17 protein-coding genes and 1 tRNA gene are annotated in these 18,771 nt (G+C 74.3%); 6 read left to right on the top strand and 12 right to left on the bottom strand.

The features are described from left to right. Window positions 1-14 precede the first annotated feature (14 nt). Both PUR56_RS30925 and PUR56_RS30920 read right to left on the bottom strand, forming a co-directional pair. A complete protein-coding gene (locus PUR56_RS30925; RefSeq protein ID WP_329951401.1) occupies window positions 15-686 on the bottom strand; it encodes a GAP family protein in 672 nt (223 codons plus the stop codon). A gap of 27 nt (window positions 687-713) precedes the next feature. Next, the gene (locus PUR56_RS30920; protein ID WP_329951400.1) at window positions 714-2,048 is read right to left on the bottom strand and encodes a DUF1254 domain-containing protein; all 1,335 of its coding nucleotides are present in this window, start codon (window positions 2,046-2,048) and stop codon (window positions 714-716) included. A 173-nt stretch (window positions 2,049-2,221) separates the two neighbouring features. Here PUR56_RS30920 and PUR56_RS30915 point away from each other — a divergent pair, with 173 nt between their 5' ends. Further along, complete coding sequence (locus PUR56_RS30915; RefSeq protein ID WP_329951399.1) at window positions 2,222-3,283, top strand: NAD-dependent epimerase/dehydratase family protein; 1,062 nt, start codon at window positions 2,222-2,224, stop codon at window positions 3,281-3,283. Between the two features lie 192 nt (window positions 3,284-3,475). Here the strand turns inward: PUR56_RS30915 and PUR56_RS30910 are convergent, their stop codons facing one another. Together PUR56_RS30910 and PUR56_RS30905 are read right to left on the bottom strand one after the other, a co-directional pair. Further along, window positions 3,476-4,525, bottom strand: coding sequence for a family 2 encapsulin nanocompartment cargo protein polyprenyl transferase (locus tag PUR56_RS30910; protein WP_329951398.1), 1,050 nt, complete (start codon window positions 4,523-4,525; stop codon window positions 3,476-3,478). A 100-nt stretch (window positions 4,526-4,625) separates the two neighbouring features. Further along, window positions 4,626-6,053, bottom strand: a complete 1,428-nt coding sequence (locus PUR56_RS30905; protein ID WP_329951397.1) for a family 2B encapsulin nanocompartment shell protein — start codon at window positions 6,051-6,053, stop codon at window positions 4,626-4,628. A gap of 342 nt (window positions 6,054-6,395) precedes the next feature. On the opposite strand from PUR56_RS30905, the gene PUR56_RS30900 reads away from it, so the two are divergent. Then, window positions 6,396-7,517: an ATP-grasp domain-containing protein gene (locus tag PUR56_RS30900; protein ID WP_329951396.1), complete on the top strand. Its 1,122-nt coding sequence runs from the start codon at window positions 6,396-6,398 to the stop codon at window positions 7,515-7,517. A gap of 27 nt (window positions 7,518-7,544) precedes the next feature. Here PUR56_RS30900 and PUR56_RS30895 read toward each other — a convergent pair whose 3' ends face one another. The 3 genes from PUR56_RS30895 to PUR56_RS30885 form a co-directional block, all read right to left on the bottom strand. After that, window positions 7,545-8,072, bottom strand: a complete 528-nt coding sequence (locus PUR56_RS30895; protein WP_329951395.1) for a methylated-DNA--[protein]-cysteine S-methyltransferase — start codon at window positions 8,070-8,072, stop codon at window positions 7,545-7,547. Between the two features lie 155 nt (window positions 8,073-8,227). After that, entirely contained in the window at window positions 8,228-8,461 is a 234-nt protein-coding gene (locus PUR56_RS30890) for a hypothetical protein (RefSeq protein WP_329885586.1), read from the bottom strand. A 148-nt stretch (window positions 8,462-8,609) separates the two neighbouring features. Further along, window positions 8,610-9,971, bottom strand: coding sequence for an MFS transporter (locus tag PUR56_RS30885; protein ID WP_329951394.1), 1,362 nt, complete (start codon window positions 9,969-9,971; stop codon window positions 8,610-8,612). Window positions 9,972-10,174: 203 nt separating this feature from the next. On the opposite strand from PUR56_RS30885, the gene PUR56_RS30880 reads away from it, so the two are divergent. Further along, the gene (locus tag PUR56_RS30880) at window positions 10,175-10,999 is read left to right on the top strand and encodes a hypothetical protein (protein WP_329951393.1); all 825 of its coding nucleotides are present in this window, start codon (window positions 10,175-10,177) and stop codon (window positions 10,997-10,999) included. 132 nt (window positions 11,000-11,131) lie between these two features. Here the strand turns inward: PUR56_RS30880 and PUR56_RS30875 are convergent, their stop codons facing one another. The 5 genes from PUR56_RS30875 to PUR56_RS30855 form a co-directional block, all read right to left on the bottom strand. Next, window positions 11,132-12,568, bottom strand: a complete 1,437-nt coding sequence (locus PUR56_RS30875) for a glutamine synthetase family protein (RefSeq protein ID WP_329951392.1) — start codon at window positions 12,566-12,568, stop codon at window positions 11,132-11,134. After that, the gene (locus PUR56_RS30870) at window positions 12,568-14,067 is read right to left on the bottom strand and encodes an amino acid permease (protein WP_329951391.1); all 1,500 of its coding nucleotides are present in this window, start codon (window positions 14,065-14,067) and stop codon (window positions 12,568-12,570) included. Before PUR56_RS30870 ends, PUR56_RS30875 begins: the two co-directional genes overlap by 1 nt. A 58-nt stretch (window positions 14,068-14,125) precedes the next feature. After that, window positions 14,126-15,112, bottom strand: coding sequence for a hypothetical protein (locus PUR56_RS30865; RefSeq protein WP_329951390.1), 987 nt, complete (start codon window positions 15,110-15,112; stop codon window positions 14,126-14,128). A gap of 14 nt (window positions 15,113-15,126) precedes the next feature. Continuing rightward, window positions 15,127-15,255: a hypothetical protein gene (locus tag PUR56_RS30860; RefSeq protein WP_329885593.1), complete on the bottom strand. Its 129-nt coding sequence runs from the start codon at window positions 15,253-15,255 to the stop codon at window positions 15,127-15,129. A 419-nt stretch (window positions 15,256-15,674) separates the two neighbouring features. After that, window positions 15,675-15,748: transfer RNA gene (locus PUR56_RS30855), tRNA-Thr, on the bottom strand. A gap of 298 nt (window positions 15,749-16,046) precedes the next feature. Between PUR56_RS30855 and PUR56_RS30850 the strand changes: the two genes are divergently transcribed. The 3 genes from PUR56_RS30850 to PUR56_RS30840 all read left to right on the top strand — a co-directional run bounded on the left by PUR56_RS30850 (window position 16,047) and on the right by PUR56_RS30840 (window position 18,639). Further along, window positions 16,047-17,138, top strand: a complete 1,092-nt coding sequence (locus PUR56_RS30850; protein ID WP_329885594.1) for an ABC transporter ATP-binding protein — start codon at window positions 16,047-16,049, stop codon at window positions 17,136-17,138. Between the two features lie 208 nt (window positions 17,139-17,346). Then, complete coding sequence (locus PUR56_RS30845; RefSeq protein WP_329951389.1) at window positions 17,347-17,790, top strand: hypothetical protein; 444 nt, start codon at window positions 17,347-17,349, stop codon at window positions 17,788-17,790. A gap of 66 nt (window positions 17,791-17,856) precedes the next feature. Beyond that, window positions 17,857-18,639 (top strand): nucleotidyltransferase family protein, encoded by a 783-nt coding sequence (locus PUR56_RS30840; RefSeq protein ID WP_329885596.1) that lies wholly within the window; start codon window positions 17,857-17,859, stop codon window positions 18,637-18,639. The last annotated feature ends 132 nt before the right edge of the window (window positions 18,640-18,771 follow it).

Here is an 18,771-nt window from a genome sequence, read left to right as displayed (position 1 = left end):
GCGGCGGTGGCCCGTCAGGAGGTGAGGCCCGTGAGGGCGTCACCGACGTACGTGGCACCGAGGACGACCAGCAGCACCGTCATGATCGCCGCGTTGTGCGCGGCCATCCACGCCTTCCACTCCCCCAGGATCCTGGCCGCCCGGTCCCCGCCGAACAGGTACACCCCCAGTGGCACCAGCGTGCAGAGCGAGCCGATCAGCACCATCAGCGCGGCGGCGCAGGCCTTGCCGGCGCCCGAGGCGGTGGCGGTCGCGATCGAGACCGCGCCACCGACGGCCAGCACCAGGTTCTTCGGGTTGAGCGCCACCAGCGCCGCGGCGAGCCCGGCCGCCTTCACAGGGGTGAACCGGTCCACCGCCTCCATCCAGGCCGGTGGCCCGTGCACGTGGCCCTCGCGCGGCCGGGCCCGCCACTGCCTGAACCCCAGCAGGAGGAACAGCGTCCCGAGGGCCAGCTTGAGCCACCAGGCCCAGGACGGCCGGTCCGAGCCGGCGGACAGCCCCGACCCCGCCGACACGACCACGGTGACCACCGCCGCCAGCGCCACCACCCAGCCGGCCGCGAACGCCGTCCCGTTGCTCCGGCCCCTGGGGGTGGCCAGCATCAGGATCACCGCGATCAGCGGCATCGGACTGATCGCGATGCCCACGGCGGAGGCCAGCATCCCGCCGACGGCGTCACCCATCCCCGACTCCCCTCGCGCCCGGAACCGCTACCGGCGGCGGATCGGCGGCAGCCGGTAGGTGCCGTCCAGTGCCGCCGGCTGCGGCTGGTAGATGCGGATCGTCGGCCGGAAGCCGCCCTCGGGCGTGGGCAGCCAGTTCGCCGCCTCGGCCGGGTCCGCGGGCCGGTCGTGCCGGAGATGGAGCGTCAGCGAGCCGTCCGGGCCGTGCACCAGGCCGGGGGTGCGGTCGCCGATCGAGTAGCGGTCGGCCGGGTTGTCGACCAGGTAGTACTCGGGGACCCCGTACATGGTGACGGACCAGAAGGCGTCGGCGGGCGGCGGCCGGTCGAACCGCAGCGTGTAGTGGTGGGCGCCGGTGAGCGGGCGGCCGTCGGCGTCGTCGGACGTCATCGCGTACAGCGCCTCGTAGGCGTGGTTGCCCCAGAGGCCGGCACGGGCGGCGGCGGCCCGGCTGAGGTAGGCGGCGCGGCGGTCGGGGATGCGCCACTCGGGGTCGTCGAGGGTGCCCGGGCCGAGGAAGTCGACGTTGTAGTCGAACAGGTGCAGCGCCGCCCGCCACTCGCCGGCCGGGTGGTCCTCGGGCGGGCGGGTCGCGTCCTCGACCCGCTCCCGGCCGGCGGCCAGCCCCTTCGCCAGGGCGAGCGTCCAGTCGGGGGCCGCGGCCCGGTACGGCGAGGTGCCCGTGTCGAGCAGGCCGAGCGGCGCGAACCGCTGTTCGTACGTCCGGTCGGTCTCCGCGGGCGGGAAGGCCGCCATCCAGACCCGGAGCCGCTCGAAGAAGGCGAGCCGCTCGGGCACCTCCGGGTCGGGTGCGGGCAGCCCGGCGGAGAGGCCGCCCGGCTCCAGCGGTTCGAGGGTCAGCCCGTCCTGGAGGGCCCGGACCCGGGGGAGGTCGTCCGGGCCGGTGCAGGCGAACCTGCCGACGATCGTGGCCACGGTGGTCGGCGAGACGATCACCCGGTCCGGATCGGTCGGGGTGCCGTGCCAGTCGGGCGGGACGACCAGCCAGGTCTGGGCCCCGGTGCCGGTGGCGCGGCGGCCCAGGTAGGCGAAGTTGTCGGTCCACGCGTCGACGAACTGCAGGACGTGGTACGCCCCGGCGGTGTCCGGCAGCCGCAGGATCTGCGGGCCCTCGGAGAGGTCGAGCTGGGCGACCGAGTAGACGGTGTCGTTGTTGACCGAGACGAATTCGTCGTCCGGGCCGGCCAGCCGGGTGGCGTGACCGAAGTGGTTGTACGGGGTCGCCGGGAGGACGCCCGTGCCGCCCTGGACGAACCGCTCGACCATCGTGAGGCCGGCGACCATCGGGTAGCCGTAGACGTAGGCGTCGGCGGCCAGGGCCTCCAGCTCGGGCTCGGTCATGGCGGCGTCTCCTCGGGGCCTGGGCCCGGCGAACCGATTCGGGCATTTCGGTACAGGTGGGATGCTATGCGGCCCCCGGACGATCAGCATCCCGGCTGCTTCCGGCGCGGGCGGGCTCCGCCCAGCGCGAACGACGGCATACCGAGGACCCTCCCCGGGACAGGCTTGCCGGTATGAAGATCCTCCTGCTCGGCGGCTCGTCCTTCCTGGGGCGGGCGTTCGCCTCCGAAGCCCTCGCACGCGGCCACGCGGTCACCACGTTCAACCGGGGCCGCTCCGGCGGCGACCTGCCCGGCGTCGAGGTCGTCCGCGGCGACCGCGACTCGGCCGACGACCTGGCGCGGCTGGTCGAGGACCGGCGCTGGGACACCGTGGTCGACACCTCGGCCCAGCAGCCCGCCCAGGCCGCGCTCTCCGCGCGGTTGCTGCGCGGACGCGCCGGCCACTACGTCCTGGTCTCCTCCGTCCACGCCTTCGCGGACTGGCCGGCCCAAGTGATCGACGAGTCCTCGGCCCTCCACCCCTGCCCGGCCGACACCCCGCCCGGCCAGGAGTTCAGCACCGCGCTCAAGGCCGGCTGCGAACGCGCGGTGCTGGAACAGTTCGGGGCCGAGCACACCACGATCCTCAACAGCGGACTGCTGATCGGCCCGCACGAGCGCGGCGGCCGGCTCCCGTGGTGGCTGGAGCGGATGGCCCGGGGCGGCCGGGTGCTGGCACCGGGGGACCCGGAGCGGACGGTGCAGTTGATCGACGTCCGGGACTTCGCGGTGTTCGGGCTCGACCTGGTGACGGCGGGCACGGCGGGCCGCTACGTCACCACGGCGCCGCCCGGCCGGCTGACCTACCGGGAATTCCTGACGGGCTGCATCGCGGCGGTGGGGGCGGGCGGCGACGGCGACGGGCCCGGTATCGGGGCCGGGGCCGAGTTGGTCTGGGTCGAGGACGCGCCGCTGCTGGCCGAGGGGCCGGACAGCGTCCAGCCGTGGAGCGAACTCCCCCTCTGGGCGCCCGGTCTGCCCACCATGGCCGGCATCTGGCTCGCCGACACCACCCGGGCGGAGGCCGCCGGGCTGCGCTGCCGCCCGTTCGCCGAGACCGCGCGGGACACCTGGACCTGGCTGCAGGAGCGCGGGCCGGCCGGCGACACCGAGGCCGACGGACGCAAGCGCGGCCGAATCGTGCACGGCATCGAGCCCGCGAAGGAGCAGCGGCTGCTGGCCGCGCGGCCCTGAGCGGGACCGCCGAGCAGAGCCACCGCCGCACAGGACCGCTGGGCAGGGCCTGCCGAGCGGAGCTGCGGCCCCGGACCAAACGGCGACGCACGGCCCCGGAACGGGCCCGCAGCGGAGCGGCAGCCGACCGGCGGGCGCGGCCGTGGGGGGTGGGGCGGCCGTCCCACCCCCCACGGCCGGGCGGCGGACGCCTCAGTGACTGCGGCGGGTGACCAGCTCGGCGAGGGCGAGCAGTTCGTCGGCGGCCGACGGCTCGGGCACCGCGACGGCCAGCTGCGCCAGCGCCGCGGCCATCCGCTCGCAGGACTCGCCCTGGGCCCAGGCCCGCCCTCCGGCGCCCTCGACGGCAGCCGCGCAGCTCGCCAGTTCCTCGGCGGTCAGCGTCCGCTCCAGCCCGTACAGCTCGGCCAGTCGGGCACCGTCGGGTGTCCCGGAGCTCAGCGCCGCCACCACCGGCAGCGACTTCTTCCGGGCGACGAGGTCCGCGCCGACCGGCTTCCCGGTGACCGACGGGTCGCCCCAGATGCCGATCAGGTCGTCGATCAGCTGGAACGCCAGGCCGATCTCCCGGCCGAAGCCGTCCATCGCCCGGGCGGCCGTCTCCGAGCCGCCCGCGTACCGGGCCCCCATCGCGCAGGCCGCGCCGAGCAGCGCACCGGTCTTGGCCTCGGCCATCGCCAGGCACTCGGCCAGCGAAACGTCACTGCGCTGCTCGAAGGCGCAGTCGATCTGCTGCCCCTCGCAGAGCTCCACCACGCAGTCGGCCAGCCGGCGGACGGCGTCGGTCGCGGCCGGGTGGCCGTCCTCGGCGAGCAGGCGCAGCGCCAGCGCGTGCATGGCGTCGCCGGCGAGGATCGCCTCGGTGGTGCCGAACACCCGCCACGCGGTGGGGCGGTGCCGCCTGGTCTCGTCCCGGTCGATGATGTCGTCGTGCAGCAGCGTGAAGTTGTGCACCAGCTCGACGGCCGCCGCGGCGGCGGTGGCCGAGGCCGGGCTGCCGCCGAGGGCCTGGGCGGCGGCCAGCACCAGGGCCGGCCGGATGGCCTTCCCGGAGGGTGCGGCGGCCGGCGAACCGTCCGCCTCCCACCAGCCGAAGTGGTAGCCCGCGACCCGGCGCATGGTGCCGGGCAGCGAGTCGACGGCGGCGCGCAGGACCGGATCGACCAGGCCGCGGGCGCGGGCGAGGACGTCCTCGGCCTCGTGCCCCTCCCGGTGGTCGCGCTCCAGCGTGAACATTCCCATGGGTCCTCCCCCTTGGTGGTGCGACGTGCCGGTGCAGCGGACGGCGTCGCCCGGCCGGACACGGGTGCCCCGGCCGGGCGACGCGGTTCGCCGGCCCCGGTCAGCCCTGGTGGTGCGAGAGGTCGACGTTCTCCAGGACGCCGACGGCGTCCGGCACCAGAATGGCGGCGGAGTAGTAGGCGCTCACGAGATAGGAAATGATGGCCTTCTCACTGATTCCCATGAATCGGACCGAGAGGGCCGGCTCGTATTCATCGGGAATTCCGGTCTGGTGCAGACCCACGACGCCCTGGTTGTCCTCGCCGGTGCGCATGGCGAGGATCGAGCTGGTGTTCCCGCCGACGATCGGGATCTTGTCGCACGGGAAGACCGGCACGCCGCGCCAGCCGAACACCTGCCGGCCCTGGACCTCGACGGTGTCCGGGTAGAGGCCGCGCCGGTTGCACTCGCGGCCGAAGGCGGCGATGGCCCGCGGGTGGGCCAGGAACAGCTTGGTGCCGCGGCGGCGGCTCAGCAGCTCGTCCATGTCGTCCGGGGTGGGCGGGCCGGAGTGGGTCTGGATCCGCTGCTCGTGGTCGGCGTTGTTGAGCAGGCCGAACTCCGGGTTGTTGACCAGCTCGTGCTCCTGGCGCTCGCGCAGCGCCTCGATGGTCAGCCGGAGCTGGTGCTCGGTCTGGTTCATCGGCTGGTTGTAGAGGTCGGCGACCCGGGTGTGCACCTTGAGCACGGTCTGCGCGACGCTGAGCTCGTACTCGCGCGGCCTGAGCTCGTAGTCCACGAAGGCGCCGGGCAGCTCGTACTCGCCGTGGTGGCCGGCGGAGAGGCCGATGGCCGCCTCGCCGTGCTTGTTCTGCGGCGCCTGGAACCCGGCGAGGTACTCCATGACCTGCAGCTGGAGCGCCTCGGAGCGGTCCGCGAGCTCCTGGAAGGCGGGCCAGGAGAGCGCGAGGACGGTGCCGGCCGTCGCCGCCCGCACCGTGTACGTCCAGGTGCCGCCCTCCTGCTTGAGCACCTCGTCGCCCAGGTGGTCGCCGTCGGCCACGGTGCCGACCACCGCCTCCTCGCCGTATTTGCCCGTTCCGATCCGGTTGAGCTTGCCGTACGCGATGATGAAGACCTCGTCGATCGGCGCGCCCGCCGCGACCAGGACCTCACCGGCGGAGAACTCGCGTTGGACGAAGCGCCCGGCCAGTTCCTCCAGCACGGCGTCGTCCTCGAAACCACGCAGCACGGGCAGCTCGCGCAGCGTCGGCGGGACGACCCGCACCGCGGGGCCGGTCCGGTCGAGGCCGACCCGGCCGCGCCCGACGGTGTGGCGCAGCCGCCGGTTCACCCGGTAGGTGCCGCCCGAGACCTCGACCCACGGCAGCGTCCTGAGCAGCCAGCGCGGGCTGATCCCCTGCATCTGCGGCGCGGACTTGGTGGTGGTCGCGAGGTTCCGCGCCGCCACCGTGGCCAGGCTCTGCTGCTCCCGGGTCTGCGGTGCGCCGCCCGGTGCGGGAATACCGGTGTTGGTTTCGGTCGACATGTGGGAGCCCTTCGCATACCCGTGCCCGATGAGGTGACATCTTGCACCCCTCATGGTGGGGCCGTTCGGAGGGCATCCGCAATCACTCTTTCGAGTGGTCGGGATAACCGAAAAAATAGTACGAATAGAATGTCTGATCGATATTAATTCGAGCAAGTGATCCAGCGACTTTCGGAACACGACCCTCCGGTTCGCCTCCCGGGCCGCGCACGCCGGACCCACCCCGCGTTCACGCCGACGCAAGGGGCCGCTAAGGTGCCACTTCAAGGGTCACGGGGCCAGTTGACGAGCGCGGCCGCACCGGATGCCCTCCCCTCGTTCACCCCTGCCCTGGGAGGCCTGATGAGCGCCCCCGTCACTGTCTGGCTCAACCGCACGTACGCCGAGAACGTGTTCTTCATCGAACAGTTGCGCGCCGCACCGCGTCCGGTCCGAATCCACGCCACCCACCTCGACCCCGACTCCCCGGTCCTCGCCGCGGCCGACCACGCCGGTCTGGAACCCGCCGACCTCACCCCGGACGCCTACGTCGCCTTCGCGCTCGACTACTGCGCCCGCCACTCCGTCGACGTCTTCCTGCCCCGCCTGCACCAGCTGGCGATATCCCTGCACCGCCACGAGTTCGAGGCGGTCGGCACCTCCCTCGCCTGCCCGCCCGCCGCGGCCATCGCGGCCTTCGCGAGCAAGGCGGACGGCTACGCGGCGATCGCCGACGCCGGGCTCCCCACCCCGCCCTGGTGGCTGGTCCGCACCGCCGAGGACCTGGTCACCGCCGTCGACCGGATCGAGTCGGCCGGCCTCACCGCCTGCCTGAAGCCCGCCTCCGGCGCCGGCGGCGAGGGCTTCCGGATGCTCACCCGGGAACCGTTCGGCCTGCACCGGCTGGCCGGCTGGGACAGCCGGGTCCAGGTCGACCAGGTGGCCGCCGCGCTGACCGACGCCGCGCGGGAGAACCCCGGCGAGCCCGCCGACCTGCTGGTCATGCCCTACCTGGACGGCCCCGAGATATCGGTGGACTGCCTCGCCGACCTCGACGGCACCCTGCTGGCCGCCGTGGGCCGCAGCAAGCACCGGCGCCGCCGCACCTTCACCACCGCGCCCCGGTACCTCGAACCCGCCCGCCGCCTGGTCGAGGCGACCGGGATGGCGTTCCTCTCCAACGTGCAGTTCCGCCACCTGCACGGCGAACCGGTGGTCATCGACGTCAACACCCGACCCTCCGGCGGCCTGCACCAGCTGGGCCTCTGCGGCCTCAACCTGCCCTGGAACGCGGTGCAGCTGGCGCTCGGCGAACGCCCGGACACCGAGTGGACCGTGGATCCGGCGAGCGTCGAGTACACGCTGGTCTCCGGCGTCCAGCCGGTGCTGCCGCGCCAGTCGCCGTTCGCCCCGCCGCCCGCCCTGCCGTCCGCGCTGCCGTCCGTCGCCCCGGCCGGGCACCCCGAGGTCCAGCTGGTGCACTGACCGCTCCGGAGCGGGCCGCCCACCCCTTCAGAGCGGCCCGTTCCAGTCCAGCGTCGGCTCCAGCACGCCCTCCAGGGTGAGCAGCCAGCGCTTCACGTCGATCCCGACCCGGCCACCGCCGAAGCCGCCGATCCCGTCCGCCGCCACCACCCGGTGGCAGGGCACCAGCATCGCGACGGGGTTGGCCGCCATCATCTGCCCGACCGTCCGGGCCGCCAGCCCGGGCTCCTCGACACCGCCGAACACCCCGCTCCGGGAGGCCAGTTCGCCGTACGTGATGGTCCGCCCGTACGGCACCTCGCGGAACAGCGTCTGCAGCACGGCCCGGTGCGGCCCGGTGCTCAGGCTCCAGTCGATCGGCAGGTCCAGCTCACGGCGCCGGCCCGCCAGGTACTCGCCGACCCGGTCGGTGACCGCGGCGATCTTCGTGTCGTCGGCGCAGCGCGGCAGTTCGCCGGGGTTCCCGAGGTAGCCGATCGCCGCCACCCCCTGCGGCGTCACCGCCACGTGCAGCGGGCCGCTCGGCAGCGGCGTCTCCACCGTCAGCCACGACATCGGCCCCGCCCCGTACCGCTCCACCACGTCCGAACCCCCGCCCAGCCCCGCCGGACCGGCCGCCGGCCACCCCGTCGCCCGGGGGACGCGCGCGGACCACCCGCCCCGCGCGCCATCGTACGGCGGGCCGGGTACGCGGTCCGGTGCGTCCGCCGTTACAGCCGGCCCTTCAGCTCCGCGGCGAGCGCCCGCGACCAGTGGGACAGTTCCGCCCGGTCGGGAGTCCGGCCCTCGCAGAGGGCGCCGAGCTGCGCGTCGTTGATCCGGTTCGGCCCCGGGATCTCCAGCAGGTACGCGAGTTCCTCCAGCACGGTGGCGAGCCGCTTGGCGTCGGTGTGGTCCAGGGCGACGGCCGCCTCGTGGTGGCCGATGGTGAGTGAACCGGGCATGACCTACCTCCTCCGTCCGCCCCCGCACTCCCTCCACCGTACGACCGCCCGGCCCGGCGTGCCCCCCGTACCGCGCGCCGCTACCGCGCTCCCGCGCCGCGCCGCCGTACCGCGCCGCCGTGCCGTGGCCGGTCCTCGGCGGGCCCGGTCAGTCGGGCCCCCCGCCGGGCCCCGGGCGCACGCCCGCCGCAGCCGGCGCCGCCTCCCCCGGCGGCTGCGCCGGCCCGTCCCAGCCCCGGCCGCGCACCTCGCGCACCGCCAGCACGGCCGCCCCGGCCAGCAGCTGCCACCCCGCGCCGAACAGCAGGACGCGGGACACCCCGACCCGGTCGGCCACCGGCCCGGCCGCCGCGAGGCCGAGCGGCCCGAGCACGAACGCGCCCAGTCCGCCGAACGCGGTCACCCTGGCCAGCACCCCGGCCGGCACCCAGCGCTGCCGCGTCGAGTCGAACAGCGCGCCGCAGACCGCCGATCCCGCCCCGGCCACCGACGCGGCCAGGAGCGTCCAGCCCAGCGCCGCCCCGGCCGCGAGCGCCGCGGAGGGCAGCGCCCAACCGAGGCTCGCCACCGTCGCCACCGCGAGCGGCCGGGCCGGCCTGCGTCCCAGCATCAGCAGGCCGCCCAGCACCGCACCGACCCCGTACACGCCCATCACCAGGCCCCAGGCCCGCGCCCCGCCCAGCTCGCGCTGCGCGGTCAGCGGTCCCAGCACCAGGAACGGCGCCCAGACCAGCAGGTTGAAGAGCGCCATCTGCACGGTGGTGACCCAGAGCCAGCGCCGCGAGCGGAACTCCGCCCAGCCGGCGCGGAGTTCGGCCGACATCGAGTCCGCGCCACCCGCGCCCGGCCCGGCCTCCCCGGTCGGCCCGCCCGGCCCGACCGGCCCGACCGCCGAGGTCCGGGCCAGCGCCAGCGCAGCGATCCCGTACGTCACCGCGTCGATCAGCAGCACCGCACCCGGACCGTACCCCGCCGTGATCACCCCGGCGAGCGCCGGTCCGGCCACCATCGACACCGAACGGGCCAGCCCCAGCAGGGCGTTGGCGTCCGGCAGACGCTCCTTCCGGCGCACCAGCGCGGGCACCGACGCGCCCAGCGCCGGTATGAACAGCCCCTCGCCGAGCCCCCAGGCGGCGACCAGCGCCGCCATCGCCCAGACCGGCGCGTGCCCGGTCGCCAGCGCCGCCGCGAACCCGCCCTGCACCGCGCAGCGCAGCACGTCCGACCCCAGCATCACCCGGCGACTGCCCAGCCGGTCGGCGACCACCCCGCCGACCAGCATCACCAGCACGATCGGCAGGATCCGGGCAGCCATCACCCAACCCAGCTCGGTCCCGCCGCCCCCGCCGTCGAGCACCGCGAACGCCACGGCCACCGGCGCCATCGAGGAGCCGACCAGCGAGGTCGCGTAACCGACGAAGAACCACCCGAAATCACGTTCCCCCAGCACGGCCAGACGGCCGTCCGGCCGTCGGCGGCGGGCCCGCCCCCACTCCGCTTCCCCTGTCACGGGCGCCAAGTCTGCCCGCGCACGAAGGCCGCCGACAAGGACTTCCGGTGAAAAACCTGAGCCTATTCGACTCATTTTCTCGAAACCGCGCCACCACCGCAGTAAACTCCCGGAAAACCCTCTCCCACCTGCTATTTACTGCGATGGCAAGCACTACTCCGGCGCCCTCGGACATCGCTGTTTACTGCGGAAAGAAGACGCCGATGCCACCCCAGCCGCCGGTCGAGTACGCCGTCGCCGTCGAGCGCTACCTGACCGCCTCCGGGCTCGGTGCCGCCTCCCGCCGCGTCTACCGGATCGCCCTGCACACCTGGACCTGGGCCCTGGCCGGCCGCCCCGCCCCCACCGGCCCCGAGCGGCGCCGCGCCCGTCCGCCCGTCCTGCCGCTCGCCCGGCTCGACCACCCGGACACCCCCGCCCGCCTCCTGGCCGCCGCCGACCGGCGCGCCGGCGAGGCCGACCCGCGCACCCTCAACCGCGAGCTCGCCATCCTGCGGGCCGCCACCTCCTGGTGGCGCGCCCAGGACTGGATCGACACCGATCCGGCCGCCGGCCTGCGCCCGCACACCGCCCACGCCGCAGCCCCGGCCCCGCTCACCCCCGAACAGCTCCACACCCTCTTCGCCCTCGGCGCGCCGCTCCGCGAGCAGACCCTCTGGCGCCTGCTGCACGAGAGCGGAGCCACCGTCGAAGCCGTCCTCGCCCTCGACGTCGACGACCTCGACCTCCCCGGCCGCCGCACCCGCCCCCCGGGTCCGCCCCTGCGCTGGCAGACCGGCACCGCCCGACTGCTCCCGCTCCTCCTCACCGGCCGCACCGCCGGCCCGCTGTTCCTCACCGACCGGCGGGCCCCCGCGGCCACCCCCGCCGCCGACCGCTGCCCCCACACCGGCCGCGGTCGCCTCTCCTACCGCCGCGCCGCCGAACTCTTCACCGCCCGCACCACCGCCCTGTCCCCCGGCGGCTGGACCCTCCGGCGGCTGCGCCCGGCCGCCCGAACGCCCGCCCGCCGGACGCCCGCCCCCTGAGGCCGGCGGACGTGCACCCCTCGACCGGGCGGAGCGCCCACGGTTGCGCGGCCGAAGGCGCACCGGGCCGCGCGGCGGGCAGCAGAACGGCCGGCCGCGGCACTCACGTGCGGCGACCGGCCGTCCCGGGGGTCACGCCTGGGCGAACCCCCGGCGCACCTCCGCGTCGGTGACGACGCCGTTGTGGTGGTCGAGGTCGAGCCGCGCGAGGCCCGCCAGGTGGGCGACCTGCCGGTCGCCGAGCAGCCCGGCCGCCAGCTCGCTGCGCTCGAACGACCCGACCGCCTCGACGAGGTGGGAGGGGATCCGCGCCGCCCCCGTGTCCAGGTAGGCGTCGCCCTCGCTGGCCCGGGGGGCCTTGAGGCCGTTCCCGATGCCGTGCCGCACCCCCGCGAGCACGGCCGCGAGGGCCGCGTACGGGTTGGCGTCCGCGCCCGGCAGCCGGATCTCCAGGTGGAGGCCCGCGCCGTGGCCGACCACCCGCACCGCGCAGGCGCGGTTGTCCCGGCCCCAGGTGAACCGGGTCGGGGCGAAGGAGTGGTCGCGGAAGCGGCGGTAGGAGTTCACGTAGGGCGCGTAGAGCGGCGCCGTGACCGGAAGCACCTCCAGCAGTCCGGCCACCGCCTGCTCGCCCAGGTCCGACAGCGCGGTACCGCCGGGCCCGCCGAGCACCGGCCCGTCCGCCCCGTACAGGGAGACGTGCAGGTGCATCCCGCTGCCGGTGCCGGTGGCCGGGGACGCCATGAACGTCGGCGCCAGGCCGTGCCGGTCGGCGACCGCCCGGACGGCGTGCTTGAACAGCACGTGCTGGAGGCAGGCGAGCCGCGGGTCGCCGTACGGGAAGGTCACCTCCACCTGCCCGGGGGCGCCCTCCAGCTTCACGGCCTCCACCGGCAGGCCGGCGCCCGCGAGGGCCCGGCGCAGGCTCCGGGTGAAGTCGGCGACCGTGCGGGGCTGGTCGAGGGCGTAGTCCCGGTTGTCCCAGGTCGCCGGGCGCAGCCGGCGGAAGTCCCGGCCGGCGGCGTCCCGGACGCTCCCCTCGTAGAGCACGAACTCCGTCTCCACACCGACCTGCACGCTCAGGCCGTGCTCGGCCAGCAGGGTCAGCTGGTCGTCCAGCAGCGTGTCCGGCGCCACCGGCAGCGGTTCGCCGCCGGACACCGGGCGGCAGGGCACCAGCGCCGTCGCGGGCAGCCACGGCAGCAGCCGAGCGTCCGCGAGGTCGGCCGCCAGGGCCACGTCGGAGAACCCCGTCCCCCACGAGCCGAGTGCCCCGCTCCCGTCCGCCGACATGCCCAGGTCGGTGTCGAACACGTACCCGCACATCTCCGGGGCGAGCCGCCCGGAACCCAGCCGGTCCAGCAGCACCCCGGCGTCGAACTCCTTGCCCTTGAGCCGGCCCTGCCAGTCCACCGCCGCCAGCAGCACGGTGTCGACCCCGCCGCCGCGCACCAGGGCCCGCAGCGGACCGGTGGCGGGGGCACCGACCGGGCGCGCCTCCGAGGAGACCGGGAGCGCCGGGGAGGGGGCGGCCGCCCGCCGACGACGGGCGGCCGGTCCGCCGGACATCAGATCACGCTCCCGGTCAGCTCGGTCAGTTCGGCGCTCTGCTGCACCGGCGGGTTGTAGGAACGGCCGGCCTTCAGCCACCACAGGCCCGCGCCCAGGAGCGCCACCAGCAGCGCGACGGGCGCGTAGTTGAACGTGTCCGAGGTGACCGGGTACGCCTGGGGGAGGCAGAACAGCACGGTGACCACCGCGACCCAGCAGACCGCCACCACCCCGATCGGCCGGCTCCACCGGCCCAGGGTCCACGGGCCGGCCTGGAACGCCTTCCCCCTGCGCAGCCGGAGGTAGATCGGGATCGCGTAGGCCGGGGTCATCCCCAGGACGTTGATCGCCGTCACCGCCCCGTACGCCACCGGGCTGTACAGCGCGGGCAGGGCCAGGACCAGTGCCGCGCCCACGGCCAGCCAGACGCCGGCCACCGGGGTCCCGGTGCGCGGCGAGACCCGGCTCCAGAGTGCCGAGCCCGGCAGTGCCCCGTCCCGCGAGAACGCGAAGACCATCCGGCTGGCCGCCGCCGTCTCGGCGTTGCCGCAGAAGAGCTGCGCGACGATCACCACCGCGAGCAGCGCCTTGGCGCCGTTGAGGCCCAGCGCGTCGAGGAAGATCTGGGCCGGCGGCACCCCGGTGGCCGAGTCGATGGTGCCCGCGTAGTCCTGGATCGCGAACAGCATGCCGGCCAGCAGCACGAAGCCGGCGATCCAGCTCACCCAGATCGCCCGGACGATGCCGCGCGCGGCGGAGACCGACGCCCGCGTCGTCTCCTCCGACATGTGCGCCGAGGCGTCGTAGCCGGAGAACGTGTACTGCGCCAGCAGCAGACCCAGGCAGGACACGTAGATCGGGTTGGTCCACCCGGTGTTGTTCACGAAGTGCGTGAACACCCAGGTGGTGTCCTGGTGCTGGGAGGGCACGATCATCAGCGCGCCGACGATCACCACGACGCCGCCCAGGTGCCACCAGACCGAGATGCTGTTGAGCACCGACACCAGCCGGACGCCGCGGAGGTTCAGCCCGGCGTGGACCACCAGGATCACCATGAAGATCAGGAACAGCTTGCCCGGGGTCGGCTCGAAGCCCCACTGGAGGTTGGCCAGCGCGCCGACGAACGACGCGGCGCCGTAGTCGATCCCCGCGATACCGCCCACCAGGCCGAGCAGGTTCAGCCAGCCGGTGGCCCAGCCCCAGCGCGGACCGCCGAGCCGGTGGGCCATGAAGTAGAGGGCGCCGCTGGTCGGGTAGGCGCTGGTGACCTCGGCGAGCGCCATGCCCACCAGGACGACCATCAGCCCGACCCCGACCCAGCCCCAGAGCATCACGGCCGGGCCTCCGGTGTTCAGGCCGAAGCCGAACAGCGTCATGCAGCCGCTGAGGATCGAGATGACCGAGAAACTTATCGCGAAGTTCCCGAACTCGCCCATTCTGCGGTTGAGTTTGGGCTCGTAGCCGAGGCGACGGAGCTGGCTGTCGTCGCTGCTGGGAGTTGCGTGTGCGGGTGGCATCGCCGGACCTCCGGGGGGACGGATTCGTGCGGACGGGGAAGCGGCAGGGCGGGCGGGTTCAGCTCTGGCCGCTCGAACTGCCGACGTAGGCCTGGTGCCTGGCGGTGAGCAGCAGGCTCTCCGCCAGTTCCGGGGAGTCGGCGACGTGGATCCACGGCGCCTGGGACGCGAACGACCCGAGGGCACCGAAGACCTCGACGGCCTCCCTCATCCGGACACCGGCCCACAGCGCGTGGGCGAGATGGCTCAGGTCGACGACCGGCCACTGGTCGGGCTGCTCCGTCGCGGTCCAGCTCTCGAACGCGGCCACGGCGCGGTCCCGGTGGGGTTCCCTCAGCCACTGGCGGCGCGCGATGTCCCGCCGCCGGTCGCTGCGGTACTGCTCGACGGACAGGTACAGCGGCAGCACGAACAGCGGCGAGCCGTAGGGCGCGTTCGGCAGCACGAAGTTGACGAAGTCGGTCGCCGACCAGCGGCGCACGGTCAGCCAGTACCGCAGCATCCGGACGTGCGCCTCGCGGTTGAACGGATCGCGCCGGTTCGCCTCGAAGAACAGGCCCCAGGGGCCCGGCGGCAGCATCATGTCCGGTCCCGGATCGCGGTGTTCGGCCCTCCGCTGCTCGGGGTCCAGGGTGGCGAGGGTGAGCAGGCAGAGCCAGGGCACCGGGTCGGCGGGGTGCTCCTCCACCGCGCGCCAGCTCGACTGCCGCGCGTTCTGCTCCAGCTCGACGGCGTCCCGGCGTCCCGCGGCGTGGGCGGCGGCGGCCCGCTCCACCTCGACCCGGAGCCGCAGGATCGCGAGGTCGGGACTCCCCGGCTCCTCCTGGGCCCAGTGCTCCAGCGCGTCGGAACGGGGCGCGACCACACTCAGCACCTGGGTCCTCGCCGATCTCCGGCTCCAGTCGCGCCCGGTCGAGTCCAGCAGAGTCCGGGTGGACAGCCACCGTCCGGCCCGCAGGTCGTCGACCGCGGCTCTCAACTCGGCATCCTGGCCGGCGGGGTGATACACGAGCCGCGCCGGCTCCCGGCCGGGCATCGCGTCCATCTGCCGTTCCTTCCTCAGGGCTCAATTCCGTACGCGGGCAGCCTCACCACCCCGGCCAGCCAGGGGAAACCGCTGCCGGGGAATGGGTCGGCACCGTGCACCTCGTTCTCGGCACGGGCCTGACGCGACGTCAGGATAGTCATGGAATACGCACGTTAGGTGACCGGACCGTGACAACGTTAGCGGCGAACCGGTCTCACACGATCCCCATTGATCCGATCCGTCACCGTGCGCCCCCGGACCCGCGGACCGCCCCGGGCGCACCGGCCGACCCGCTGAGCTGTGGTTCTCGGAGAATCGTCCGGATGTCGCGAGGAGCCGCCCGGCCGCGCGCAGGGGGCCCGGCAGCCCCGGACGGCCGTCGCGGCGGCGCGCAGAAAAAAGGTGGCGGGCGGACGGGCGGGCGCCGGTGGCCGCCCCGCCCGCCGGGGACAGGCCCACGCGATCGAGCCCGCCGGCCCACGCGATCGGGCCCACGCGAACGGCCCCGGGCGCATCGCCCGGGGCCGTCGGCCGAGCCACCCGCGGTCCGGAGCCGGAGCCCGGCCGGGGTGACGTGCTGAGCCCCCTGTCGGATTCGAACCGACGACCTACGCTTTACAAGAGCGGTGCTCTGGCCAGCTGAGCTAAGGAGGCATGGTGACCGTCCGCGACGTGGTCACGGCGGCACCGGGGGCAGTCTACCGGGCGTGAACGGGCCGGTGGGGGGATATCCGGGGGTTGGGCGGGAGCCGCCCCCGGGGAGCGGACGTGATGGAACCGATGCCGAATTCCGATCGGCCGGGGGCTGACAATCGGCGGAAGCGCAGGTAGCGTCGCCGGAAGCCGGTGCGCGCCGTGGTTCAGACCACGGCCGATCGAGCCGGCGACAGCGATTCCCCCACCTTTACTCGGATCGTCCGGCACGTTCCTGCCGGTGAAGGAGAGCACAGCCATGGCTTCTGTGACGTACGACAAGGCGACCCGTGTCTACCCCGGGGCCGACAAGCCCTCGGTGGACGCCCTGGACCTGGACATCGCGGACGGCGAGTTCCTCGTCCTCGTCGGCCCCTCCGGCTGCGGCAAGTCGACCAGCCTCCGCATGCTGGCCGGCCTGGAGGACGTCAACAGCGGCGCGATCCGCATCGGCGACCGCGAGGTCACCCACCTGCCGCCGAAGGACCGGGACATCGCGATGGTGTTCCAGAACTACGCGCTGTACCCGCACATGACCGTCGCCGAGAACATGGGCTTCGCGCTCAAGATCGCCGGCGTCAACAAGTCGGAGATCCGCGCCAAGGTCGAGGAGGCCGGCAAGATCCTCGACCTCACCGCGCTGCTGGACCGGAAGCCGAAGGCGCTCTCCGGCGGTCAGCGCCAGCGTGTCGCGATGGGCCGCGCGATCGTCCGCGAGCCGCAGGTCTTCCTGATGGACGAGCCGCTGTCCAACCTGGACGCCAAGCTCCGCGTCTCGACCCGTACCCAGATCGCCGGCCTGCAGCGCCGCCTGGGCATCACCACGGTGTACGTGACCCACGACCAGACCGAGGCGCTCACCATGGGCGACCGGGTCGCGGTGCTCAAGGACGGCCTCCTGCAGCAGGTCGACACCCCGCGCAACATGTACGACCGGCCCGCCAACCTCTTCGTCGCCGGCTTCATCGGCTCGCCCGCGATGAACCTGGTCGAGGTGCCGCTGGTCGACGGCGGCGTGAAGTTCGGCGGCTCGGTCGTCAACATCTCCCGCGAGGACCTGTCCGGCGCCGGCACCGACAAGACCGTGACCGTCGGCATCCGCCCGGAGCACTTCGAGATCGTCCCCTCGGGCGGCATCGAGGGCGTCGCCGTCACCGTCAACGTGGTCGAGGAGCTCGGCTCGGACGGCTTCGTGTACGGCACCACCCAGATCGGCGGCGCGGACAAGGACCTGGTGGTCCGCGTGCACGGCCGCCAGATCCCGGCCCGCGGCGAGACCATCCACGTCGTGCCGATCGCCAACGAGACCCACGTGTTCTCCACCAGCAGCGGCGCCCGCCTCTCCAACTGAGCGGCCCCGACCGGCTCCGGCCGGCCGTGGCGCGCAGCACCCCGTCGGAGCCCCGTCGGACCGTCACCGGTCCGGCGGGGCTCCGCCGCGTCCGGCCACCCCAACGGGTGATGACGTCAACACGGTGCAGGGACGAACCCGGACATCCTGTCACCCGATGGTGTAACGGAGGGCGATGTGGCGCCCACCCACCGCTACTCTCCTGAGCGTGAAGCAGCTAGTTCGCCGAATCGGCCAGACCGTCGCCCTCGCCCTGCCCGTCGTCCTGGTGACCACCGGCACCCTCGCCGTGACCAGGGTGCCGTGGGCACCGCCGACCGCGCTGGACCAGCAGGTCGTGGCGGCGTCCAGCGGGGACGGCGCCGGGATCGGCCGGTCGGCGACCGCCGGCAGGGCCCCCGACGGGCTCGCCCCCCAGGACGCGCTGCGCGTCGTGCTCCTGGACGAGCTGCGGGCGCACAACCCGGGCAGCGCGCTGGACCTGCTGGAGCGCTCCATGCGCGAGCAGCCCGCGCTGACGCCGTACTGCACCTCGCTCGCCACCGAGCTGGGCAAGGCCGCGGTGCGCAAGTACCAGGGCGACGTCCAGCGCGCCCGGTCCTTCGCCCGCCCGGTCTGTGACGGCGCCTTCGCCTCCGGCGCCTCCGCCTGACCCGGGGCACCACCCGGTCCGCGCGATGCCGGCCCGCGGGCCCGGTACCGCGCCTATTGTTCAGCCATGAGCGCTGACTCCGGCCCCGCCGCCGCCCAACCGGCCCACCAGCCCCCGCCCGGCCCGGTACCCGTGACCCAGGCCGTCATCCTGGCCGGTGGCCAGGGCTCGCGGCTGCGGCCCTACACGGACGACCGCCCCAAGCCGCTGGTCGAGATCCCGGGCACGGGCACGCCGATCCTCGGCCACCAGCTGGCCTGGCTCGCCTCCGAGGGCGTCACCGACGCGGTCGTCTCCTGCGGCCACCTCGCGGACGTGCTGGAGGAGTGGCTCGACAAGGCCGACCTGCCGATGAAGGTCCGCACGGTGGTCGAGGCCGAGCCGCTCGGCCGAGGCGGCGGGCTCAAGTACGCCGCCGCGGCCCTGCCCCGCCCCGACGAACCCTGGTACGCCACCAACGGCGACATCTGGACCCGGTTCAGCCTGCGCGACATGGCCGCGTTCCACCACGAGCGCGACGCCGTCGCGACCCTCGCGCTGGCCCGCCCGCGGATCCCGTGGGGCGCGGTCGAGACCGACCAGTTCGGCAACGTCCTCGACTTCATCGAGGCCCCGCCCTCGCCGTTCCTCATCAACGCCGGGCTCTACGTGTTCAGCCCGGAGTTCGCCGAACTGCTGCCGGACGTCGGCGACCACGAGCGGACCACCTTCCCCCAGCTGGCCCGCAGCAAGCGGCTGGCCGGCTACCAGCTGCCGCAGGGCGTCTACTGGCGGGCCATCGACACCGCCAAGGACCTCACCGAGGCCGCCAAGGAGCTGGCCGCCGGCGCCGGCCGCGCCCCGCAGTGATCCGCCCCCGCCCCGCCCCTCGGTCCGCCCCCGGTGATCCGTCTCCCTCGGTGATCCGTCCCCCTCGGCGGGCCTGATCCCCGCGGTGGCCTCCCGCAGCCGCCACCGCGCCCGCCGGAGCCACCGCAGCAG

The sequence above is a fragment of the Streptomyces sp. BE303 genome (assembly GCF_036290945.1).
Lineage (GTDB): Bacteria > Actinomycetota > Actinomycetes > Streptomycetales > Streptomycetaceae > Kitasatospora.
This window is presented reverse-complemented; position numbering and strand designations above follow the sequence as displayed.